Below are 19531 nucleotides of genomic sequence, written 5' to 3' on the forward strand. Positions count from 1 at the left end.
ATCTGCGTCTCTCTATTTACCGAGCAAACCCATGAGACTGTCCCGCTTCTTCATCGACGCCCCCCTGAGCCTTGGCGAGCACGACCTGCCCGAGGCCCAGGCCCATTACATTGGCCGCGTGCTGCGCATGGCCCCCGGCGACGCCGTGCAGCTGTTCGATGGCAGCGGCCAGGAATACCGTGGTCAGTTGCTCGAGGTGGGCAAGAAAACTGTCCGCGTCAGCCTTGACCAGGCTTTTGCCGGCCAGGCCGATTCACCGCTGCATGTGCACCTGGGCCAGGGCCTCTCGCGTGGCGAGCGCATGGACTGGGCGATCCAGAAGGCCACCGAGCTTGGTGCCAACGAAATCACCCCGATCGTCAGCGAACGCTGCGAAGTGCGCCTGAAAGACGAACGCGCCGACAAGCGCCTGGCCCACTGGCGCCAAGTGGCGATCAGCGCCTGTGAACAATGCGGGCGTTCTACCTTGCCCGTCATCCACCCACCCGTGACCCTGGCCGAATGGTTGAGCAGCACCAAGGCTGACCTGAAGCTGGTCCTGCACCCGGTGGCCGAGCCGCTCACCAGCCATGAAAAGCCCGCCACCCTGGCCTTCGTGATCGGCCCCGAAGGCGGCCTGAGCGAAGCCGAGGTCGAGCAGGCCAAAGCCGCCGGCTTCCACGCAGCACGCCTTGGCCCGCGCGTGCTGCGCACCGAGACCGCGCCGGTGGTGGCGCTGTCGGTGGCACAGCAGTTGTGGGGCGACTTTTAACTAGCGCACGTAGAGCGACACCGCCACGAAGTGCATCAGGCTGCCAGCGATGACGAACAGGTGCCAGATGCCATGCCAGTGGCGGAAGCGGCTGTCGAAGGCGAAGAAAATGATGCCGACGGTGTAGAACACGCCGCCGGCAGCCAACCAGGCGAAGCCGGCAGTGCCCAGCGAGTTCAGCAGTGGTTTGACTGCCACCAGCACGATCCAGCCCATTACCGCATAGATGATGATCGAGAGGATCCGCGCCTCGGAGCGCGGCTTGATCTCTTGCAACATGCCGATGATCGCCAGCCCCCAGACCACGCCGAACAGGCTCCATCCCCAAGGGCCGCGCAGGCTGACCAGGCAAAACGGCGTGTAGCTGCCGGCAATAAGCAGATAGATCGACAGGTGGTCGAGCTTGCGCATGATCACTTTCGCCCGCCCACGGGTGCTGTGGTACAGGGTGGAAATGCTGTACAGCAACAGCAGCGTGCCGCCGTAGATGGAGAAGCTGACGATCTTCCACGGGTCGCCTTGCAGGCCCGCGACCACAATCAGCCAGATGGCACCAATAGCAGCGAGGACAGCACCGACCAGGTGGGTCCAGGCGTTGAAGCGTTCACCGTAATACATGCAAACACAGACCTCCTGAGGTGGGCTGGGTTCCTGTTGTGATGTTGATGACCTCGCTCTTTGCGGGAGCGGCCTTGTGTCGCGAAAGGGGCGCGAAGCGGCCCCAGGCTTTCATTGCCACTGCATGAACCGCCGGGGCTGCTGCGCAGCCCTATCGCGACACAAGGCCGCTCCCACTCCAGACCACCAGACCCTGCGCTTCACATCCTAACCAAGGTCAGGTTGCAGATCCGCGTCACGCACCAGCCTTTCCAATGCGACCAGGTCCGGCACCCGCGCCACCTGCTCACCCACCTGCACCGCTGCCAGCTCCAACCTGCCCAGCGCCACATCCACGTAGTTAAGCTGGCTGTCGAGCTTGCACGAGCGCGGAATGTCCTGCAGCAACAGCGCCAGGTACCGCAAACCGGTATCGCCCAACGCATTGAGCACCACCACGCGAGCCCGCTCGCCGCACGGCGTCTCACCACCGCATGCGGCCTCGAAACCGATCAACGGCAGGCGTTGCTGACGCCAGTCGATCCACCCCAGGTGCCAGGCGGGGTCGCCGTGTTGGCACACCAGGTTACGCTGCCCGCTCAACTCGGCCACCGCCACGTTGGGCAACACCAGCGTGCGGTCGCCCAACGGCAGCAACAGCCCGGTCAGGCTGCTGCGCTGGCCGGAAATCAGTTCAAGCATGGGCCTGGCTCCAATGGGCGATGCTCTGCAACAGCAGCGATTCCTGGTACGGCTTGCCCAGGTATTCATTGACGCCGATGGCCATGGCGCGGTCCCGGTGCTTTTGGCCGGTGCGCGAGGTGATCATGATGATCGGCAAGTCTTTCAGCCGTGCGTCACGGCGAATGCGTGTGGCCACCTCGAAGCCGTCCATGCGCGGCATTTCGATGTCCAGCAACAACACGTCAGGCCGGTGCTCTTCCAGCAGGGCCATGGCATCGACACCATCCTTGGCCGTAAGCACGCTCATGCCGTGACGCTCCAGCAGGCGGCTGGTCACCTTGCGTACGGTTACCGAATCGTCCACCACCATCACCAGCAAGGCACGGCGCGGTGCCGGGCCAAGCAATTGGCGCTGGCTGCCGCCACCGGGCAGGCGGGCCAGCCGTCGCTGCTGGCCGCGCAGCTGGCCCAGCAGGTCAAGAATCAGCACCACCCGGCCATCGCCTAGCAGTGTCGCCCCCGATAACCCGGCAACCGCGGCAAACTGCGGTCCCAGGCTTTTCACCACGATCTCGCGGCTGGGCGACAGGCTGTCGACCTGGATGGCGAACGACTGCTCCTTGGAATGCACCAGCAGCACCGGCAACGGCACGCTCTGCCCCAGCAGCGCCGGGCGCGGCAGGCCTTGCAGCAACTCGCCCAGGTAGCGCAGCTCGTATTCGTGGCCGGCATAGACATAGCGGGGCGAGTCCAGCTGGTAGCACGCCGCAAGCTCGGCAGGTGGCACACGGACGATGCCCTCGATGGTATTGAGCGGAATGGCGTATTGCTCTTCACCCAGGTGCACCATCAGCGCACGGTTGATCGACACGGTGAACGGCAGGCGGATCAGGAAACGCGCCCCCTTGCCCTGCGCCGACTCGATACTCATCGAGCCACCCAGTTGCTTGACCTCCTCGTGCACCACATCCATGCCCAGCCCACGCCCGGAAATCTGGGTGATCTTTTCGGCGGTGGAGAAGCCTGGCCGCAGGATGAACTGCAGGATCTCGTGGTCACTCAACTGCGCCTGCGGGTCCAGCAGGCCGCGCTTGATGGCCTTGCGCCGCACCGCCTCCAAGGGCACGCCGGCACCATCATCCGTCATTTCGATGACGATATCGGCGCCCTCATGCAGCAAATTCAGGTGAATGGTGCCCTGCTCCGGCTTGCCGGCGGCCAGGCGCATTGCGCGGCTTTCCAGGCCGTGGTCAACGGCGTTGCGCAGCATATGCTCCAGCGGCGCCACCATACGTTCCAGCACGCTGCGGTCCAGTTCGCCCTCGGCATTGCCAACCACCAATTCCACCTGCTTGCCCAGCTCGCTGGCTACCTGCCGCACCACACGCTGCAAGCGCGGCACCAGGCGCTCGAACGGCACCATCAGGGTGGCCGTCAGGCCCTCCTGCAACTGGCTGTTCACCCGCGCCTGCTGTTGCAGCAGGCTGTAGGCCTCCTGAGCGCGCTGAGCCAGGGTCTCCTTCAGGTCGAGCAGGTCCGAGGCAGACTCGAAGAGGGCCCGTGACAGTTGCTGCAGCTGGGAGTGGCGGTCCATTTCCAGCGGGTCGAAGTCGTCATAGGCATCGCCTTCGAACTGCTGCCGGCTGGAGATTCGCCCCTGGGTCTCGACATCCAGACGCAGCAACTGATCACGCATGCGCTCGAGTGTGGTTTCCATCTCGTTAAGGGCGAACTGCGCGTCGTTGACCTGCTGCTCGATGCGCCCCCGGATGATCGAGTGCTCGCCGGCCAGGTTACCCAGGTCGTCGAGCAGCTCGGCGTCGACCTTGACCATGTCACCCGGTGCCCGCTCTGGCGCTACTGCCGGTACTTCGGCAGTTGCAGCTTCTGGCGGCCCCTGGCCCGCGGCACTGTCTGTCAGTGCGGCGCTGCTGAAGTTGCGAATGTAGTCGATCAGCGCTGTAGCGGCATGCAGCGGCTGCCCCAGGCGCACAGCGTCAAGCATATGCGCCAGCCGGTCGTGGCAGTTCTGCAGCAGTGCGAACAGCGGCGCGCTTGGCGGCAATCTACCCGCAGCCAACAGCTCGTAGAGGAACTCCAGTTCGTGGGCCAGGTCGCCGATCGGGGTAATTTCGACCATGCGCGCCACGCCTTTGAGGGTGTGCAGGTCACGCATCAGGTTGTCCACCTCGACGCTGCTGCGCGGGTCGGCCTGCCAGCGCGCCAGAGCCGCCGCGGCGCTCTCGACGATGTCCGAGCTTTCTTCCAGGAACACTTCCAGCAGCTCTTCGCCAGGGCTTTCCGCCTCCTCGGCAAGCGGCTCGGCCACCTGCGGCTGCAACGGTGGGTGTGGCAACCCCAAGGTATCGGCCAGGTCCATGTCCGGATGCAGCGGTGTGACCGTATCGATGCCCACCAGGCCGGTGGCATCCGGTGCCAGGGCCTGGTCCAGCAGGTTGCGCAGGCTTTCGACCAGCTCCGGGCGCGGTGGAATATCCTGCCCGGCCGCCACTTCGTCCAGCATGTCCAGCAACGCTTCATGGGCCCGCTGCGCCTGGCTGAAGAAGCGGGAATCGGCAGGCAGGCTGCCTTCCTCCACCGCGCCATACAGGTCCAGCAACGCCTCGCACACCTCATCCATCTGCCACAGGTCGGCCAGGTGCGCGGCGTGCCCCAAGGTGGTCATCTGGTCGAGCAGGTTATCCAGTGCGGCACGCTGGCCGGGCTGTTGCTGCCAGCGCGACAACAACGTCTCTGCATCGAGCAGGATGTCCATGGCCTGGGCCAGAAAGCTGGCGACCAACTGCGGATCACGCTTGCTGCGGCCGGCCTGGTGCGGGTCTTCATGCAGGCTGGCCAGGCGGCTGTCCACGGCCTGGCCCACCTGCTCGATCAGTTCCGCGGCACCGGGGATGGCGGCCAGGGGCGTGCTATCGAGTTGCGCCAAGCCCAGATGGAACAACGAGCGCGCAGCTTCCAGCCACTCCATCTCGGCCATTTGCAGTGGCAGCTGATGGCCCTTGTATTCACGGGCCAGGCGGTCGAAGGCGGTGGCCAGTTCGGCGACCGGCATCACACCGGCCATGGCGGCACTGCCTTTGAGTGTATGCAAGGCACGCTGCAAGTCATCGCTGACCGGCGTGTCGTGGCCGCCGGCGCTTTGCAGATAAACCTCAAGACTGGCCAGATGACCCTGCGCCTCGGTGCGAAAAATGCCCAGCAACTGCGGATCGAGGCCATCGACACCGGCAGCCGCCGGGGCATCGTTTTCGGCCAGGCTGTGTAGATGCCCGGCCAATTGCTCGATTTCAGTCAGTTGCGGCAACTGGCCGGCGGCAAAGTCGGCCAGCAGGTCAGGCAGGTGAACGAACACCTGCTGCAGCGCTACAACCCCTTCCGGGCTGAGCACGCTGCGGCCCTCGAGCACCCGGTTCAGCAGGTGCTCGGCGCCCCAGGCCAGTTCAGCCACCGCCTCGGCATGCACCATGCGGCCGCTGCCTTTGAGTGTATGCAGCGCACGACGCACTTCGCCCAGTGCCTCGCGCTGCTGGTTGTCGGCACGCCAGCGCAGCCAGTGGCGCTCGATTTCCGGCAGCAGTTCGCCCGCCTCGTCAAGGAACACTTGGCGAAGCTCGTCATCGATGCCATCGCCATTGCCGTACTGGTCTGGGCTGGCCCCGACCACCGCGCACTGCACACCCAGCGCCGCCAAGCTGGCCCGTGCCATCTCGATAAAGGGTTGACCATCGGCCAGCGGGTCTGCCGCTCGCCATTGCAGGTAGCATTCGGCAGCGCTCAGTGCCTCGGCCAAGTGCGTCAGCTCATCAATCGGCGGCTCTTCCTCCAGGTGCTGCAGCCAACGCTGCACATAGCTTGCGCAGCCGACAAACAGCTCGGCCACAGCGGGCAGCATCAACATGGCCAGTGCCCCGCGGATCTGCTGCAGCAGCCCCGGCAAGGGTTGCAGGCGTTGCCGCGGCCAGTCGGACTCCAGGTAATCGCCGATCAGATCCTTGGCCTGTTGCAACACGTTCAGCGATTCATTCAGCACCAGCTGGCGTATCTCGGCCAGGTCCGAGCCCGGCAGGCTACCTTGGCCGTTTTCCTCCAAAGGGCCGACCATGCCGTTCAGGGAGGCCTCCACGTACAGCAGGGCCCCTGCCACATCCATCAACACCGCGTCGTCCACCGCCCGCTCGCCCTGAGCCAATGCCTGCAACGCCAGCACCTGGTCGATGATCACCCGCCGCGGTTGCTGAAAGCCCAGTACCGCCAGGGTGTCAGCCACGTGGCGCAACGGTGCCAGCAGCGCATCGAGCTGCTCGCGGTGCTGACGGTCGCCGCGGCCGTACTGGTCCAGGCGCTCCTTGATGCGCATCAAGTCGTCGCACAGTGCAGTCACCACTGAACGCAGCGCATCGCGCCCCGACCCGGCCTGCAGCTGGTCACGCCAGTTGCCCAGCGACAGGTCGAGGTTGGCAAGGTCATCGTCACCCGCGAAGCGTTGGGCGGCGCCGGTCATCAGGCTGGCCTGGGCCAGCGGTTCCTCCCCCCGGCAGGCGCGCAGCTGGTTGAGCAACGGCAGCATCACCAGTGGCAGGTCATGGCGAGCACCGCGCAACCGCTCCAGGTACGAGGGCAACTGCTCCAGGCCGCGGAACAATGCACCCAGGCAATCACCCCGGGGGCTGACCTGGCCGTCGGCCAACGCCCTGGCAAACAGCTCCAACTCCTCGGCCAGGCGCGTGGCGCCGCGCAGTTCGAGCATGCGCAGGCAGCCGTGCACCTGGTGCAGGTTGTCGACCACGAAAGCCATCATCGACAGGTCGCCCGTCTCGCCGGCAAAGCGCTCCAGCGCCTGCCGTGCCTGGCCCAGGCAATCGAGGATGGCGGCCTTGGTCCAGGCCAGCGCCACTGTTTCGTGACGTTCGGGGCTTACTGCAGAAGCCATGGTCACTATTCCTTAACGCGGCTCGGTAGGGGGTGGCAGGGTGAAACCGGACACCGAACGGCGCATCTCGCTGGCCATGCGGGCCAAATGGCGGATGCTGTCGGCGGTGGCACCGGAGCCGGCGGAGGTTTGTGCGGTAATCTGCTGGATCACCGCCATGGTGTGGGAGATCTGCCCGGCCGACGAGGTCTGCAACTGGGCAGCGTCGGAAATGCTGTGGATAAGGTCGGCGAGGTTCTGCGATACCCCTTCGATCTCGGCCAGCGCCACCCCGGCATCCTGGGCCAGGCGTGCGCCACGCACCACCTCGGCGGTGGTCTGCTCCATGGAGATCACCGCTTCGTTGGTATCGGCCTGAATGGTACGCACCAGCGCCTCGATCTGGCGGGTGGCAGACGATGAGCGCTCGGCCAGGCGCTGCACCTCGTCGGCAACCACGGCAAACCCGCGGCCGGCCTCACCGGCCAGCGAGGCCTGGATGGCAGCGTTCAAGGCAAGAATGTTGGTCTGGTCGGCAATGTCGTCGATCAGGCTGACGATGTCGCCGATTTCCTGTGAGGACTCGCCCAGACGCTTGATCCGCTTGGCGGTGTCCTGGATCTGCTCGCGAATGTTGTCCATGCCGTTGATGGTGTTGTGCACCACCTCGTTGCCCTTGTTGGCGATGGCCACCGAACGCTCGGCCACCTTGGCCGATTCGTAGGCATGCGCCGATACCCGGTCGATCGACTCGACCATGTCGCCCACCGCCTCGGACGCCTCGCTGATCTGTGCAGCCTGGTGCTCGGAGGCCTTGGCCAGTTGCCGCGCAGTGTTCTGCGTGTCCTGCACGGCGGCAGCAACCTGCACTGCACTGTGGTTGATGGTGGCGACCAGGTCGCGCAATTGGTCCACGGAATAGTTGATCGAGTCGGCAATGGCACCGGTGAAGTCTTCAGTCACCGATACGGTCACCGTCAGGTCGCCATCTGCCAGCTCTTCGATTTCGTCGAGCAGGCGCATGATGGCCTGCTGGTTGCGTTCGTTCTTTTCTGCGGTCTCGCGCAGTTGTCGGTTGGTGGTGCGCACCATGACCAGGCCGATGAGGATGATCGAGGCCAGCGCCAGCAGCCCCAGGACATAGCCGCCAACGGTGTCGAGGGTGCGCCCGCCAGCCAGGTTCTCGAAACCGTTCGCCAGGTGCGACGCTTCGTCGAGCAGGGTTTGCGAAAGGCTGAAGATGTTGCCCGCAGCCTCCCGCACACGGAACAGTTCGGGCGAGGTTTCGAGGATTTCATCCACCGAACCGGCAACGAACTGGAACAACTCTGCGATTTCGGCCAGCCGCGCACGCGCGTCGGCGTCCTCGACGCGGGTGACCTGGATTGTCGCATTGCCATTGAGCATTCCCTCCAGCACCTGGCCAAAGCGCCCGGCGTCACGGCCGAAGGCATCGGCCGCCTGGGCGGCGCTGTCGTCACCGGCCAGCACGGTGTTAACCGAGCCAAGGATGCGTTCGGCCAGCAACAGCTGGCGCTGGGCCACCGCAACCTGATTGGCCGGGGCACCGCTCTGCAGCAGGATCTCGACCACTTTTTCGTATTCCACCTGCAACTGCGGCACGGTCTCGGCCAGGGTCGCTGCCACCTGGTGCAGCGACAGCACGGTCTGCTCGCTGGCCAGGATGATGTCGGTGTTCTTGCGCAGGTTTTCCCAGTCGCGGCGTACCGATTCCATCTCGTCACGCACCGAAGGTGGCGCGGGCGGCAGGCCAGTGGACTTGTCACCCTGGCGCAGGTAGCCCCAGCGCCGTTCGAAATCATTGCGTGCATCCGACAGCAGCTTGAAGGCCAGAGCCTTGCCGGTGGCCGCCTCGGTGGCGTTCTTGGCGATACGCTGCGACAGCACGCGCAGCTCGCCGGCATGGCCGATGTACTGCTTGTCGTAGTTGGATTGGGTATTCAGGTAAGCAAAGTTGGCGAACAGCAAGATGATCGAAAGGATCAGGATCAGGAACAGCACGGTGATCTGCGCGATGCTGCGGGTACGTGGGCTCACGGTAGTGGCAGTGACGGGGGTGGCAGGCTTGTTCACGTTCGCAGGTCCTATAACGCCACATCGAGAAATCCCGGCGCCTGGGCCAGGGCGAAGGGGCTGAAGATCGCCCAGTTACGTTCACGCGGAAAATACCCCTGCACAAAGCGTGCAGCGGCAGGGATCAGCGGCTGCGGCGGCGACAGCTGCAGGCTGTCGAGGGCAAAGTGCTGAAGGCCCAGCACCTCGTCGACCAGCAAACCGACGAACAGGTCGTCGTGATCCAGCACCAGCACTCGCCGCTGCTTGCCCGGTGCGGCGTGACCCAGGCCGAAGAAGCAGCTCAGGTCCATCACCGGCAACAGCCGGCCACGCAGGTTGGCCACCCCGCACACCCACGGCTGCACGCCGGGGACGCGGCTACTGCGCGGTTCGCGCAGCACCTCGGCCACTTCGCCCATGGGCGCGACGAACCACTGCCCGGCAATGCGAAAGCCAATGCCGCTCCACTGCTGCACGCGGTTGTCCTGCGGCGGCTGGTCGGCGACCAGCAGGCGACAGCGCCGGTCGATGTCCAGCAACAACTCAAAGGCGGTCAGCGACGCGCCTTGCGGGCGGGTGGTCAAGCCCCCAGCACTTCTTTGAGCTTGGCGATCAGCGCCTCCTCTTCCACCGGTTTGGTCAGGAAGTCACGGGCACCCTGGCGCGTGGCCCAGATACGGTCGGTTTCCTGGTCCTTGGTGGTTACCACGATCACTGGAATAGCGCTGGTCTCCGGGTCCTTGCTGAGCTGGCGGGTGGCCTGGAAGCCGTTCATGCCAGGCATGACGATGTCCATCAGCACCGCGTCGGGCTTGTCCTGCCGGGCCAGGGCCACGCCGTCGGCACCGTTGCTGGCCTTGAGCACCTGGTAGCCGTGCTTTTCCAGCCATTCGGTCAATCTGTACATCTCTGTCGGCGAGTCGTCGACAATCAGAACTCGGGCCATGCTGTTTCCCCATCAGGAAAGTAGGACCGCGCCATGGCGGGGCTCGGTCAGGGTGCGTGTTGTTGAGGTGCGGCAAACCCGGGCACATGGGCGCGGATCGCGTCGAGCAGTTCTTCCTTGCTGAACGGCTTGGTCAGGAACTGATCGGAACCGACCACCCGGCCACGGGCCTTGTCAAACAGGCCATCGCGGGACGACAGCAGGATAACCGGGGTGTCCTTGAAGGCACTGTTGTGCTTGATTACCGCGCAGGTCTGGTAGCCGTCCAGGCGTGGCATCAACACATCGACGAAAATGATACTGGGCTGATGGTCGACGATCTTGGCCAGGGCATCGAAGCCATCGCTGGCGGTGATCACCTCGCAGCCCGCTTCACCGAGCAACATCTGCGCGGTGCGGCGGATCGTGCGGGAATCGTCGATCACCATCACCTTCAGGGGTTGTTCCATAGACGCCTACCAGTAGGATTGAAGCCGCAAGTTGCAAGCGGCAAGCTGCAAGAAAGCAGCTCGGCGCATGGATGCTCTTTTCTTGAGGCTTGTAGCTCAAGGCTTGCAGCTGCATTTTTAGCATACTCCGGGTGGCCATTCCATCTGCCGCGCCCCTTGACCGTCGGCGTTCGCGGCGCCACCCTGAGCCACTTTTCTTTCGATCCACTGCGGCCACCTGCCGCCAAGAGGACCCCCCATGAGCGTTCGCCTCGGCATTGTGATGGACCCCATCGCGTCCATCTCCTACAAGAAGGACAGCTCGCTGGCCATGCTGCTGGCCGCCCAGGCACGCGGCTGGAGCCTGTTCTACATGGAACAGCAAGACCTGTATCAGGGCGAAGGCAAGGCCCGCGCCCGCATGCGCCCGCTGAAGGTGTTTGCCGACCCTGCACGCTGGTTCGAACTGGGCGAGGAGCAGGACAGCCCGCTGGCAGAGCTGGACGCAATCCTGATGCGCAAGGACCCGCCCTTCGACATGGAGTTCGTCTACAGCACTTACCTGCTGGAACAGGCCGAGAACGATGGCGTACTGGTGGTAAACCGCCCGCAAAGCCTGCGCGACTGCAACGAGAAGATGTTCGCCACGTTGTTCCCGCAATGCACCACCCCGACCTTGGTCAGCCGCCGCCCGGACATCATTCGCGAATTCACCGCCAAGCATGCCGACGTGATCCTCAAGCCACTGGATGGCATGGGCGGTACATCGATCTTCCGTCACCGGGCTGGCGACCCCAACCTGTCGGTGATCCTGGAAACCCTGACCGCACTGGGCACCCAGCAGATCATGGCGCAGGCCTACCTGCCGGCAATCAAGGACGGCGACAAGCGCATCCTGATGATCGATGGCGAGCCAGTGGACTATTGCCTGGCACGCATTCCGGCCAGCGGCGAAACCCGTGGCAACCTGGCCGCGGGCGGGCGTGGCGAAGCCCGCCCACTGACCGAGCGCGACCGCTGGATCGCCGCCCAGGTCGGCCCGACGCTGCGCGAAAAGGGCCTGCTGTTCGTTGGCCTGGACGTGATCGGCGACTACCTCACCGAAATCAACGTCACAAGCCCCACCTGTATCCGCGAAATCGATGCCGCCTACAACACCGATATCGGTGGCAAGCTGATGGATGCCATTGATCGCAAGCTAAAGGCACGCTGACAGCCAACGCGAAGTAAAGCCGTAGAGTGGGGTATGATGCCGGTCCTATTCGACTGAGCTGCTGCCCCGCCCTGCGGTTGCTGGATACCTGATGACGCACCCCGCTGACGTCCCTGCCGACCTGCTGCCTCCCCGTGTTCGCCCTGCGGACCGGCTTGGCTTCACCCTGTTCCTGGCTGCGCTGGTGCACCTGGCGCTGATCCTTGGCGTCGGCTTCACCGTCGTCAAGCCTGCCGAAATCCGCCACACCATGGACATCACCCTGGCCACCTTCAAGAGCGAGAAACCGCCCGAGAAGGCTGACTTCCAGGCCCAGGACAACCAGCAAGGCAGCGGCACCCTGGACAAGAAAGCGGTGCCCAAGACCACCGAGCTGGCGCCGTTCCAGGACAGCAAGATCAACAAGATCACCCCACCGCCTGCGGCCAGGCCCGAGGTAGTCCCACCCCCTCCCCCGAAAAAGTCGGCAGTGGTGACGACGGCGCCCAAGCCGCACAAGGTCGAGCCCAAACCCAAGGAAAGCAAAGCGCAGCCCAAGCCAGCCGCACCGGCACCGGACTTCGACAGCTCGCAGCTGTCCAGCCAGATCGCCAGCCTGGAGGCGGAGCTGTCCAACGAGCAGCAAATGTACGCCAAGCGCCCGCGCATCCATCGCCTGAACGCCGCGTCGACCATGCGCGACAAGGGCGCCTGGTACAAGGAAGAGTGGCGCAAGAAGGTCGAGCGCGTGGGTAACCTCAACTACCCCGACGAAGCACGCCGACAGCAAATCTACGGCAACTTGCGCATGATGGTGTCGATCAACCGCGATGGCTCGCTGTACGAGGTGCTGGTACTGGAATCATCCGGGCAGCCCGTGCTGGACCAGGCGGCGCAACGCATCGTGCGGCTGGCCGCGCCGTTTGCACCGTTTACCGGGGATCTGGCCGAGTTTGACCGGCTGGAGATCATTCGTACCTGGCGGTTTGCCCGTGGGGACCGTTTGTCCAGTAACTGATTTTCTGCCTGTGCCGGCCTCTTTTTGTGGGCACGCCCGCTCCCACAGGTTGCTCGCCGGCCATGAAGCCTGTGGCGTACTGTCGGGAGCGGGCATCCCCGCGAAGGGCCCGGCACCAGCGACACAAAGCCCACCTTGTCAGTCTCGCCACCTGGCGCCACACTATCCCCCATGAAAACCCTCGCACCCAGCTACCTCAAGCACCAGTTCCTGATCGCCATGCCGCACATGGCCGATCCGAACTTCGCCCAGACCCTCACGTATATCGTCGAGCACAATGAGCATGGCGCCATGGGCCTGGTGGTCAACCGACCACAGGAACTGAGCCTGGCCGACATCCTCGAGCAACTGCGCCCGGACGAAACGCCGCCGGCCAGCACCTTGCAGGTGCCGATCTACCAGGGTGGCCCGGTACAAACCGACCGCGGCTTCGTGCTGCACAGCAGCGAGTGCAGTTTCCAGGCCAGCGTGGCACTGGAAGGGCTGTCGCTGACCACGTCACAGGACATACTGCTGGCTATCGCCGCCGGGGTGGGCCCGAAGCAGAGCCTGATCACCTTGGGCTATGCCGGTTGGGAAGCGGGCCAACTGGAAGCGGAGTTGGCCGACAACGCGTGGCTGAACTGCCCGTTCGACCCGGAAATCGTCTTCGGCATGGCCAGCGACCTGCGCCTTGAGGCTGCGGCCGCCAGCCTGGGGATCAACCTGCACCTGCTGACCAGCCAGGCGGGCCACGCCTGATGGCTGAGCTACGCCTGCTGCTGGGCTTCGACTATGGCAGCAAACAGATCGGCGTGGCCGTCGGCCAGGTGATTACCGGCCAGGCCCGCGAACTGTGCACCCTGAAGGCGCAGAACGGCGTACCGGACTGGGCCCAGGTGGAAAAGCTGATTGCCGAATGGAAGCCAGATGCCATTGTCGTCGGCCTGCCGCTGAACATGGACGGCACGCCCAGCGAAATGAGCGCCCGCGCCGAAAAGTTCGCCCGCCGCCTGAACGGCCGCTTCAACCTGCCCGTGCACACGCACGACGAGCGCCTGACCACCTTCGAGGCCAAAGGCGAGCGCATGGCCCGTGGCGGCCAGCGTGGCAGCTACCGCGACAACCCGGTCGATGCCATTGCCGCTGCCTTGCTGCTGCAAGGCTGGCTGGAGGCCAATACCTGATCATCTTTGCCGCCGGGCCCACCCGGCGCACCCTTCCGAGGAGCCCGCAATGAGCCTACCCAATCCCGCCGAGCTGATCCGGCAGATGGCTGTCGACCTTCGTGCCCACCTGGCGCGCCGGGCAATCACCGAGCCCCGTTACATCGGTATCCGCACCGGCGGCGTCTGGGTTGCCCAGGCCCTGCAGGATGCCATGGCCGACACCAGCCCCATGGGTACCCTGGACGTCTCGTTCTACCGCGATGACTTCAGCCAGAACGGCCTGCACCCACAAGTGCGCCCGTCCGAGCTGCCGTTCGAGGTCGAAGGCCAGCATCTGGTGCTGGTGGATGACGTGCTGATGAGCGGTCGTACCATCCGCGCGGCGCTCAACGAACTGTTCGATTACGGCCGCCCGGCCAGCGTCACCCTGGTCTGCCTGCTGGACCTGGATGCCGGCGAACTGCCGATTCGCCCGAACGTGCTCGGCGCCACCCTGTCGCTGGGCGCCCATGAACGGGTAAAATTGACCGGACCCGCACCGCTCGCCCTCGAGCGCCAGGACCTCGCCTCCGCTTCCGCCCTTTAAGAGTCCCCCGCGATGACGCCAATCGACGCCAAGCGCCCGCTGCAGCTCAATGATCAGGGCCAGCTGCGCCACTTCCTCTCGCTTGACGGTTTGCCCCGCGAACTGCTCACCGAGATCCTCGACACCGCCGACTCCTTCCTGGAAGTCGGTGCCCGGGCTGTGAAAAAAGTCCCGTTGCTGCGCGGCAAGACTGTGTGCAACGTGTTCTTCGAGAACTCGACCCGTACCCGTACCACCTTCGAGCTGGCAGCCCAGCGCCTGTCGGCCGACGTGATCAGCCTGAACGTGTCGACTTCCTCGACCAGCAAGGGCGAGACCCTGTTCGACACCCTGCGCAACCTCGAAGCCATGGCCGCCGACATGTTCGTCGTACGCCACTCCGACTCCGGCGCCGCGCACTTCATCGCCGAGCACGTGTGCCCGGAAGTGGCCGTGATCAACGGCGGTGACGGCCGCCACGCGCACCCGACCCAGGGCATGCTCGACATGCTCACCATCCGCCGTCACAAAGGCAGCTTCGAAAACCTGTCCGTGGCCATCGTCGGCGACATCCTGCACTCGCGTGTGGCCCGTTCCGACATGCTCGCGCTCAAAGCGCTGGGTTGCCCGGACATCCGCGTGATCGGGCCGAAAACCCTGATCCCGATCGGTATCGAGCAGTACGGCGTAAAGGTCTACACCGACCTCGCCGAAGGCCTGAAAGACGTCGACGTGGTGATCATGCTGCGCCTGCAGCGTGAGCGCATGGCCGGTGGCCTGCTGCCCAGTGAAGGCGAGTTCTACCGCCTGTTCGGCCTGACGACTGCACGCCTGGCCGGGGCCAAGCCTGACGCCATCGTCATGCACCCGGGCCCGATCAACCGTGGCGTGGAAATCGAGTCGGCGGTTGCCGATGGCAAGCACTCGGTGATCCTCAACCAGGTCACCTACGGTATCGCCGTGCGCATGGCCGTGCTGTCCATGGCCATGAGCGGGCAGAACGCGCAACGTCAATTGGACCAGGAGAACGCCCAGTGACCATCAGTATTCTCGGCGCACGGGTGATCGACCCCAACAGCGGCCTGGACCAGGTCACCGACCTGCACCTGGACGGCGGCCGCATTGTCGCCATCGGCGCCGCACCGGCCGGTTTCAGCGCCAGCCGCACGATCCAGGCTGATGGCCTGGTCGCTGCGCCCGGCCTGGTCGACCTGGGCGTGTCCCTGCGCGAGCCGGGTTACAGCCGTAAAGGCAACATCGCCAGTGAAACCCGCGCTGCCGTTGCCGGCGGTGTCACCAGCCTGTGCTGCCCGCCACAGACCAAGCCTGTGCTGGACACCTCGGCGGTAGCCGAACTTATCCTTGACCGCGCCCGCGAAGCCGCCAACAGCAAGGTCTACCCGGTCGGCGCCCTGACCAAGGGCCTGGAGGGCGAGCAACTGGCCGAACTGGTGGCCCTGCGTGACACCGGTTGCGTAGCGTTTGGCAACGGCCTGAAGGAAATCCCCAACAACCGTACCCTGGCCCGCGCCCTGGAGTATGCCGCCACCTTCGATCTGACGGTGGTGTTCCACTCCCAGGACCGCGATCTGGCCCAGGGCGGCCTGGCCCACGAAGGTGCCATGGCCAGCTTCCTCGGGCTGCCGGGCATCCCGGAAAGCGCCGAAACCGTGGCCCTGGCGCGCAACCTGCTGCTGGTGGAACAGAGCGGCGTGCGTGCGCACTTCAGCCAGATCACCAGCGCCCGTGGCGCGCGGCTGATCGCCCAGGCCCAGGCCTTGGGCCTGCCGGTAACCGCCGATGTAGCGCTGTACCAGCTGATCCTCACGGACGAGTCGCTGCGCGAGTTCTCCAGCCTGTACCACGTGCAGCCGCCGCTGCGCACCGCTGCCGACCGTGACGGGTTGCGCGAGGCGGTGAAGTCAGGGGTGATCCAGGCCATCTCCAGCCACCACCAGCCGCACGAGCGCGACGCCAAGCTGGCCCCGTTCGGCGCCACCGAGCCGGGTATCAGCAGCGTCGAGTTGCTGCTGCCACTGGCCATGACCCTGGTGCAGGACGGCCTGCTCGACCTGCCGACCTTGCTGGCTCGTCTGAGCAGCGGCCCGGCTGCCGCGCTGCGCCTGCCGGCCGGTGAGCTGAAAGTGGGTGGCGCGGCCGACCTGGTGCTGTTCGACCCGCAAGCGTCCACCGTTGCTGGCGAACAATGGTTCTCCCGTGGCGAGAACTGCCCGTTCATCGGCCACTGCCTGCCGGGCGCGGTGCGTTATACCTTGGTCGATGGGCACATCTGCCACGAGGCCTGAGTAACATGCTTCGCGGGCACGCCCGCTCCCACAGGATCACCACAATTCCAAGGTATGTGGTAACCCTGTGGGAGCGGGCGTGCCCGCGAATGCCTTCACATAGCCACCCCGCCAAGCGCGACCATTCATCCCCCCCGGTTGAAATCCTTCCCCCCACCCCCATATGAGTCTGCATCAGGCACTTTCGCCCCGCTGCGTGGAGACTCTCCCCTTGACCACAATCGTTTCTGTCCGCCGTAACGGCAAAGTCGTCATGGGCGGCGACGGCCAGGTATCCCTTGGCAACACCGTGATGAAAGGCAACGCCAAGAAGGTGCGCCGCCTGTACCACGGCCAGGTCATCGCGGGCTTCGCCGGCGCTACTGCCGACGCCTTCACCCTGTTCGAGCGCTTTGAAGGTCAGCTGGAAAAACACCAGGGTCACCTGGTACGCGCCGCCGTCGAGCTGGCCAAGGAATGGCGTACCGACCGCTCCCTGAGCCGCCTGGAAGCCATGCTGGCCGTGGCCAACAAGGATGCATCCCTGATCATCACCGGCAACGGTGATGTGGTCGAACCCGAAGATGGCCTGATCGCCATGGGGTCCGGCGGCGCCTATGCCCAGGCCGCAGCCCGTGCCCTGCTGAACAAGACCGACCTCTCGGCCCGCGAAATCGCCGAGACCGCCCTGAACATCGCCGGCGACATCTGCGTCTTCACCAACCACAACCTGACCATCGAGGAGCAGGACCTGGCCGACTGATTCAGCTGTTCTGGCGCCCCTTCCCGGTGAAGGGGCTTTTCCACGCTGACTCACCTGCCCAAGGACCGTATTGATCATGTCCATGACCCCCCGCGAGATCGTCCACGAACTCAACCGCCACATCATCGGCCAGGACGACGCCAAGCGCGCCGTGGCCATTGCCCTGCGCAACCGCTGGCGGCGTATGCAGCTCCCTGCAGAGCTGCGTGCCGAAGTCACCCCCAAGAACATCCTGATGATCGGCCCTACCGGCGTCGGCAAGACCGAAATCGCCCGCCGGCTGGCCAAACTGGCCAACGCGCCGTTCCTCAAGGTCGAAGCCACCAAGTTCACCGAAGTGGGCTACGTGGGCCGCGACGTCGAGTCGATCATCCGTGACCTGGCCGATGCCGCGCTGAAGATGCTGCGCGAGCAGGAAATCATCCGCGTGCGCCACCGCGCCGAAGACGCCGCCGAAGACCGCATCCTCGACGCCCTGCTGCCCCAGGCACGCGTCACCAGCTTCAGCGAAGAAGCCGCACAGACCAGCAGCGACTCTAACACCCGCCAGCTGTTCCGCAAGCGCCTGCGCGAAGGCCAGCTGGACGACAAGGAAATCGAGATTGAAGTGGCCGATGCCGTCGGTGTCGAAATTGCTGCGCCGCCCGGCATGGAAGAAATGACCAACCAGCTGCAGAGCCTGTTTGCCAACATGGGCAAGGGCAAGCGCAAAGCGCGCAAGCTGAAGGTGAAAGAAGCGCTGAAGATGGTTCGCGATGAAGAAGCGAGCCGCCTGGTCAACGAGGAAGAGCTCAAGGCCAAGGCCCTGGAAGCAGTCGAACAGCACGGTATCGTGTTCATCGACGAAATCGACAAGGTTGCCAAGCGTGGCAACGTTGGCGGTGCCGACGTGTCCCGTGAAGGCGTACAGCGCGACCTGCTGCCGCTGATCGAAGGCTGCACCGTCAACACCAAGCTGGGCATGGTCAAGACCGACCACATTCTGTTCATTGCCTCGGGTGCGTTCCACCTGAGCAAGCCGAGCGACCTGGTGCCCGAGCTGCAAGGCCGTCTGCCGATTCGTGTCGAGCTGAAGGCACTGACCCCGGAAGACTTCGAGCGTATCCTGCAGGAGCCGCACGCGTCGCTGACCGAGCAGTACCAGGCATTGCTGAAGACCGAAGGCCTGAACATCGAATTCCTCGCCGACGGCATCAAGCGCCTGGCCGAGATTGCCTACCAGGTCAACGAGAAGACCGAAAACATCGGTGCTCGCCGCCTGCACACCCTGCTCGAGCGCTTGCTCGAAGAAGTGTCGTTCAGTGCGGGCGACCTGGCCAGCACCCATGACGAAGCGCCGATCCAGATCGACGCGGCGTATGTGAACAGCCACCTGGGTGAGCTGGCACAGAACGAAGACCTGTCGCGTTACATCCTGTAAGACCGGTTCTGACAGTTTCGCGGGCAAGCCCGCTCCTGCACATGTCACCCCATCCCTTGGGCCTGTGGTGATCCGTGCAGGGGCAGGCTTGCCCGCGAAGAGGCCTTGAATCCCTCCCCCATAAGCTGGAAGCTGTGCTTCATCAGCTCCCGAGAGATTCTGCCCATGGCCCGCCTGCCTACCGCCATCAACCTGCACAAAGCCTCCAAAACCCTCAGCCTCACCTACGCGCCCGGCGAGGTCTACCACCTGCCCGCCGAATTCCTGCGCGTGCACTCTCCCTCCGCCGAGGTCCAGGGCCACGGCAATCCCATCCTGCAGTTCGGCAAGATCAACGTCGGCCTCAGCGGCCTGGAACCTGCCGGCCAATATGCACTGAAACTGACCTTCGACGACGGCCATGACAGCGGCCTGTTCACCTGGGAATACCTTGAGCAACTGTGCCTGCGCCAGGAACAACTGTGGGCGGAATACCTCGACGAGTTGCACAAGGCCGGCAAATCCCGCGACCCAGCCGAATCTGTGGTCAAGCTCATGCTCTAGCGCAAGGCCTGCGGGGTTTAGAGCGCATTTTCTAAATTCATCTGTTTGAATGACTTAAAGACAGCCCAGTGAAGGGCTGTCTTGCGCATTACACGAAAGTCGGGTAACCAATGGGTGTGGCAAGTTCCCTGCATCACTTTGCAGGTCGTCAGAACCCCCGCAGCACCGCTGTTCCTTATCACTGG

18 protein-coding genes are annotated in these 19531 nt (G+C 64.5%); 11 read left to right on the plus strand and 7 right to left on the minus strand.

Going from position 1 to position 19531, the window contains the following annotated elements; translation table 11 throughout:
* Positions 1–31: 31 nt before the first annotated feature.
* A complete protein-coding gene (locus FQ668_RS24240) occupies positions 32–751 on the plus strand; it encodes a 16S rRNA (uracil(1498)-N(3))-methyltransferase (RefSeq protein ID WP_019436737.1) in 720 nt (239 codons plus the stop codon).
* On the opposite strand, the gene FQ668_RS24245 is transcribed toward FQ668_RS24240, so the two are convergent.
* The 7 genes from FQ668_RS24245 to FQ668_RS24275 form a co-directional block, all read right to left on the minus strand.
* On the minus strand, positions 752–1369 hold the full coding sequence (locus FQ668_RS24245; RefSeq protein WP_019436736.1) for a hemolysin III family protein: 618 nt from the start codon (positions 1367–1369) through the stop codon (positions 752–754). It abuts the gene before it with no gap.
* 207 nt (positions 1370–1576) lie between these two features.
* A complete protein-coding gene (locus FQ668_RS24250) occupies positions 1577–2050 on the minus strand; it encodes a chemotaxis protein CheW (RefSeq protein WP_003249336.1) in 474 nt (157 codons plus the stop codon).
* Positions 2043–6983, minus strand: a complete 4941-nt coding sequence (locus FQ668_RS24255) for an Hpt domain-containing protein (protein WP_019436735.1) — start codon at positions 6981–6983, stop codon at positions 2043–2045. The genes FQ668_RS24250 and FQ668_RS24255 overlap by 8 nt, the downstream gene beginning before the upstream one ends.
* 12 nt (positions 6984–6995) lie before the next feature.
* A complete protein-coding gene (locus tag FQ668_RS24260) occupies positions 6996–9020 on the minus strand; it encodes a methyl-accepting chemotaxis protein (RefSeq protein ID WP_223279128.1) in 2025 nt (674 codons plus the stop codon).
* 47 nt (positions 9021–9067) lie between these two features.
* The gene (locus FQ668_RS24265) at positions 9068–9622 is read right to left on the minus strand and encodes a chemotaxis protein CheW (RefSeq protein ID WP_010955559.1); all 555 of its coding nucleotides are present in this window, start codon (positions 9620–9622) and stop codon (positions 9068–9070) included.
* Positions 9619–9984 carry a twitching motility response regulator PilH gene (gene pilH, locus FQ668_RS24270; RefSeq protein ID WP_014592657.1) on the minus strand — a complete coding sequence of 122 codons (366 nt, stop codon included), beginning with the start codon at positions 9982–9984 and terminating at the stop codon, positions 9619–9621. The genes FQ668_RS24265 and pilH overlap by 4 nt, the downstream gene beginning before the upstream one ends.
* Before the next feature lie 47 nt (positions 9985–10031).
* Entirely contained in the window at positions 10032–10433 is a 402-nt protein-coding gene (locus FQ668_RS24275) for a PleD family two-component system response regulator (RefSeq protein WP_010955560.1), read from the minus strand.
* A 238-nt stretch (positions 10434–10671) separates the two neighbouring features.
* Between FQ668_RS24275 and gshB the strand changes: the two genes are divergently transcribed.
* The 10 genes from gshB to FQ668_RS24330 all read left to right on the plus strand — a co-directional run bounded on the left by gshB (position 10672) and on the right by FQ668_RS24330 (position 19346).
* Entirely contained in the window at positions 10672–11625 is a 954-nt protein-coding gene (gshB, locus tag FQ668_RS24280) for a glutathione synthase (protein WP_014592659.1), read from the plus strand.
* A gap of 91 nt (positions 11626–11716) precedes the next feature.
* Positions 11717–12622: an energy transducer TonB gene (locus FQ668_RS24285; RefSeq protein ID WP_014592660.1), complete on the plus strand. Its 906-nt coding sequence runs from the start codon at positions 11717–11719 to the stop codon at positions 12620–12622.
* 171 nt (positions 12623–12793) lie between these two features.
* Complete coding sequence (locus FQ668_RS24295) at positions 12794–13363, plus strand: YqgE/AlgH family protein (RefSeq protein WP_003249318.1); 570 nt, start codon at positions 12794–12796, stop codon at positions 13361–13363.
* Entirely contained in the window at positions 13363–13788 is a 426-nt protein-coding gene (ruvX, locus tag FQ668_RS24300) for a Holliday junction resolvase RuvX (protein WP_003249316.1), read from the plus strand. Before FQ668_RS24295 ends, ruvX begins: the two co-directional genes overlap by 1 nt.
* A 49-nt stretch (positions 13789–13837) precedes the next feature.
* Positions 13838–14356 (plus strand): bifunctional pyr operon transcriptional regulator/uracil phosphoribosyltransferase PyrR, encoded by a 519-nt coding sequence (pyrR, locus tag FQ668_RS24305; protein WP_014592661.1) that lies wholly within the window; start codon positions 13838–13840, stop codon positions 14354–14356.
* A 12-nt stretch (positions 14357–14368) separates the two neighbouring features.
* On the plus strand, positions 14369–15373 hold the full coding sequence (locus FQ668_RS24310; protein WP_003249311.1) for an aspartate carbamoyltransferase catalytic subunit: 1005 nt from the start codon (positions 14369–14371) through the stop codon (positions 15371–15373).
* On the plus strand, positions 15370–16641 hold the full coding sequence (locus tag FQ668_RS24315; RefSeq protein WP_010955564.1) for a dihydroorotase: 1272 nt from the start codon (positions 15370–15372) through the stop codon (positions 16639–16641). Before FQ668_RS24310 ends, FQ668_RS24315 begins: the two co-directional genes overlap by 4 nt.
* A gap of 211 nt (positions 16642–16852) precedes the next feature.
* Entirely contained in the window at positions 16853–17383 is a 531-nt protein-coding gene (gene hslV, locus FQ668_RS24320) for an ATP-dependent protease subunit HslV (RefSeq protein ID WP_003249309.1), read from the plus strand.
* A 76-nt stretch (positions 17384–17459) separates the two neighbouring features.
* Positions 17460–18803 carry an ATP-dependent protease ATPase subunit HslU gene (gene hslU, locus FQ668_RS24325; RefSeq protein WP_003249308.1) on the plus strand — a complete coding sequence of 448 codons (1344 nt, stop codon included), beginning with the start codon at positions 17460–17462 and terminating at the stop codon, positions 18801–18803.
* Between the two features lie 165 nt (positions 18804–18968).
* Entirely contained in the window at positions 18969–19346 is a 378-nt protein-coding gene (locus tag FQ668_RS24330) for a gamma-butyrobetaine hydroxylase-like domain-containing protein (protein ID WP_003249306.1), read from the plus strand.
* Positions 19347–19531 lie beyond the last annotated feature (185 nt).

Source organism: Pseudomonas sp. Kh14 (assembly GCF_900291005.1).
Taxonomy (GTDB): domain Bacteria; phylum Pseudomonadota; class Gammaproteobacteria; order Pseudomonadales; family Pseudomonadaceae; genus Aquipseudomonas; species Aquipseudomonas alloputida.

Coding starts and splice junctions, on each gene's coding strand:
- FQ668_RS24240 (WP_019436737.1), top strand. CDS start 32: ATGAGACTGTCCCGCTTCTTCATCGACGCCCCCCTGAGCCTTGGCGAG.
- FQ668_RS24245 (WP_019436736.1), bottom strand. CDS start 1,369: ATGTATTACGGTGAACGCTTCAACGCCTGGACCCACCTGGTCGGTGCT.
- FQ668_RS24250 (WP_003249336.1), bottom strand. CDS start 2,050: ATGCTTGAACTGATTTCCGGCCAGCGCAGCAGCCTGACCGGGCTGTTG.
- FQ668_RS24255 (WP_019436735.1), bottom strand. CDS start 6,983: ATGGCTTCTGCAGTAAGCCCCGAACGTCACGAAACAGTGGCGCTGGCC.
- pilH (WP_014592657.1), bottom strand. CDS start 9,984: ATGGCCCGAGTTCTGATTGTCGACGACTCGCCGACAGAGATGTACAGA.
- FQ668_RS24275 (WP_010955560.1), bottom strand. CDS start 10,433: ATGGAACAACCCCTGAAGGTGATGGTGATCGACGATTCCCGCACGATC.
- gshB (WP_014592659.1), top strand. CDS start 10,672: ATGAGCGTTCGCCTCGGCATTGTGATGGACCCCATCGCGTCCATCTCC.
- FQ668_RS24285 (WP_014592660.1), top strand. CDS start 11,717: ATGACGCACCCCGCTGACGTCCCTGCCGACCTGCTGCCTCCCCGTGTT.
- FQ668_RS24295 (WP_003249318.1), top strand. CDS start 12,794: ATGAAAACCCTCGCACCCAGCTACCTCAAGCACCAGTTCCTGATCGCC.
- ruvX (WP_003249316.1), top strand. CDS start 13,363: ATGGCTGAGCTACGCCTGCTGCTGGGCTTCGACTATGGCAGCAAACAG.
- pyrR (WP_014592661.1), top strand. CDS start 13,838: ATGAGCCTACCCAATCCCGCCGAGCTGATCCGGCAGATGGCTGTCGAC.
- FQ668_RS24310 (WP_003249311.1), top strand. CDS start 14,369: ATGACGCCAATCGACGCCAAGCGCCCGCTGCAGCTCAATGATCAGGGC.
- hslU (WP_003249308.1), top strand. CDS start 17,460: ATGTCCATGACCCCCCGCGAGATCGTCCACGAACTCAACCGCCACATC.
- FQ668_RS24330 (WP_003249306.1), top strand. CDS start 18,969: ATGGCCCGCCTGCCTACCGCCATCAACCTGCACAAAGCCTCCAAAACC.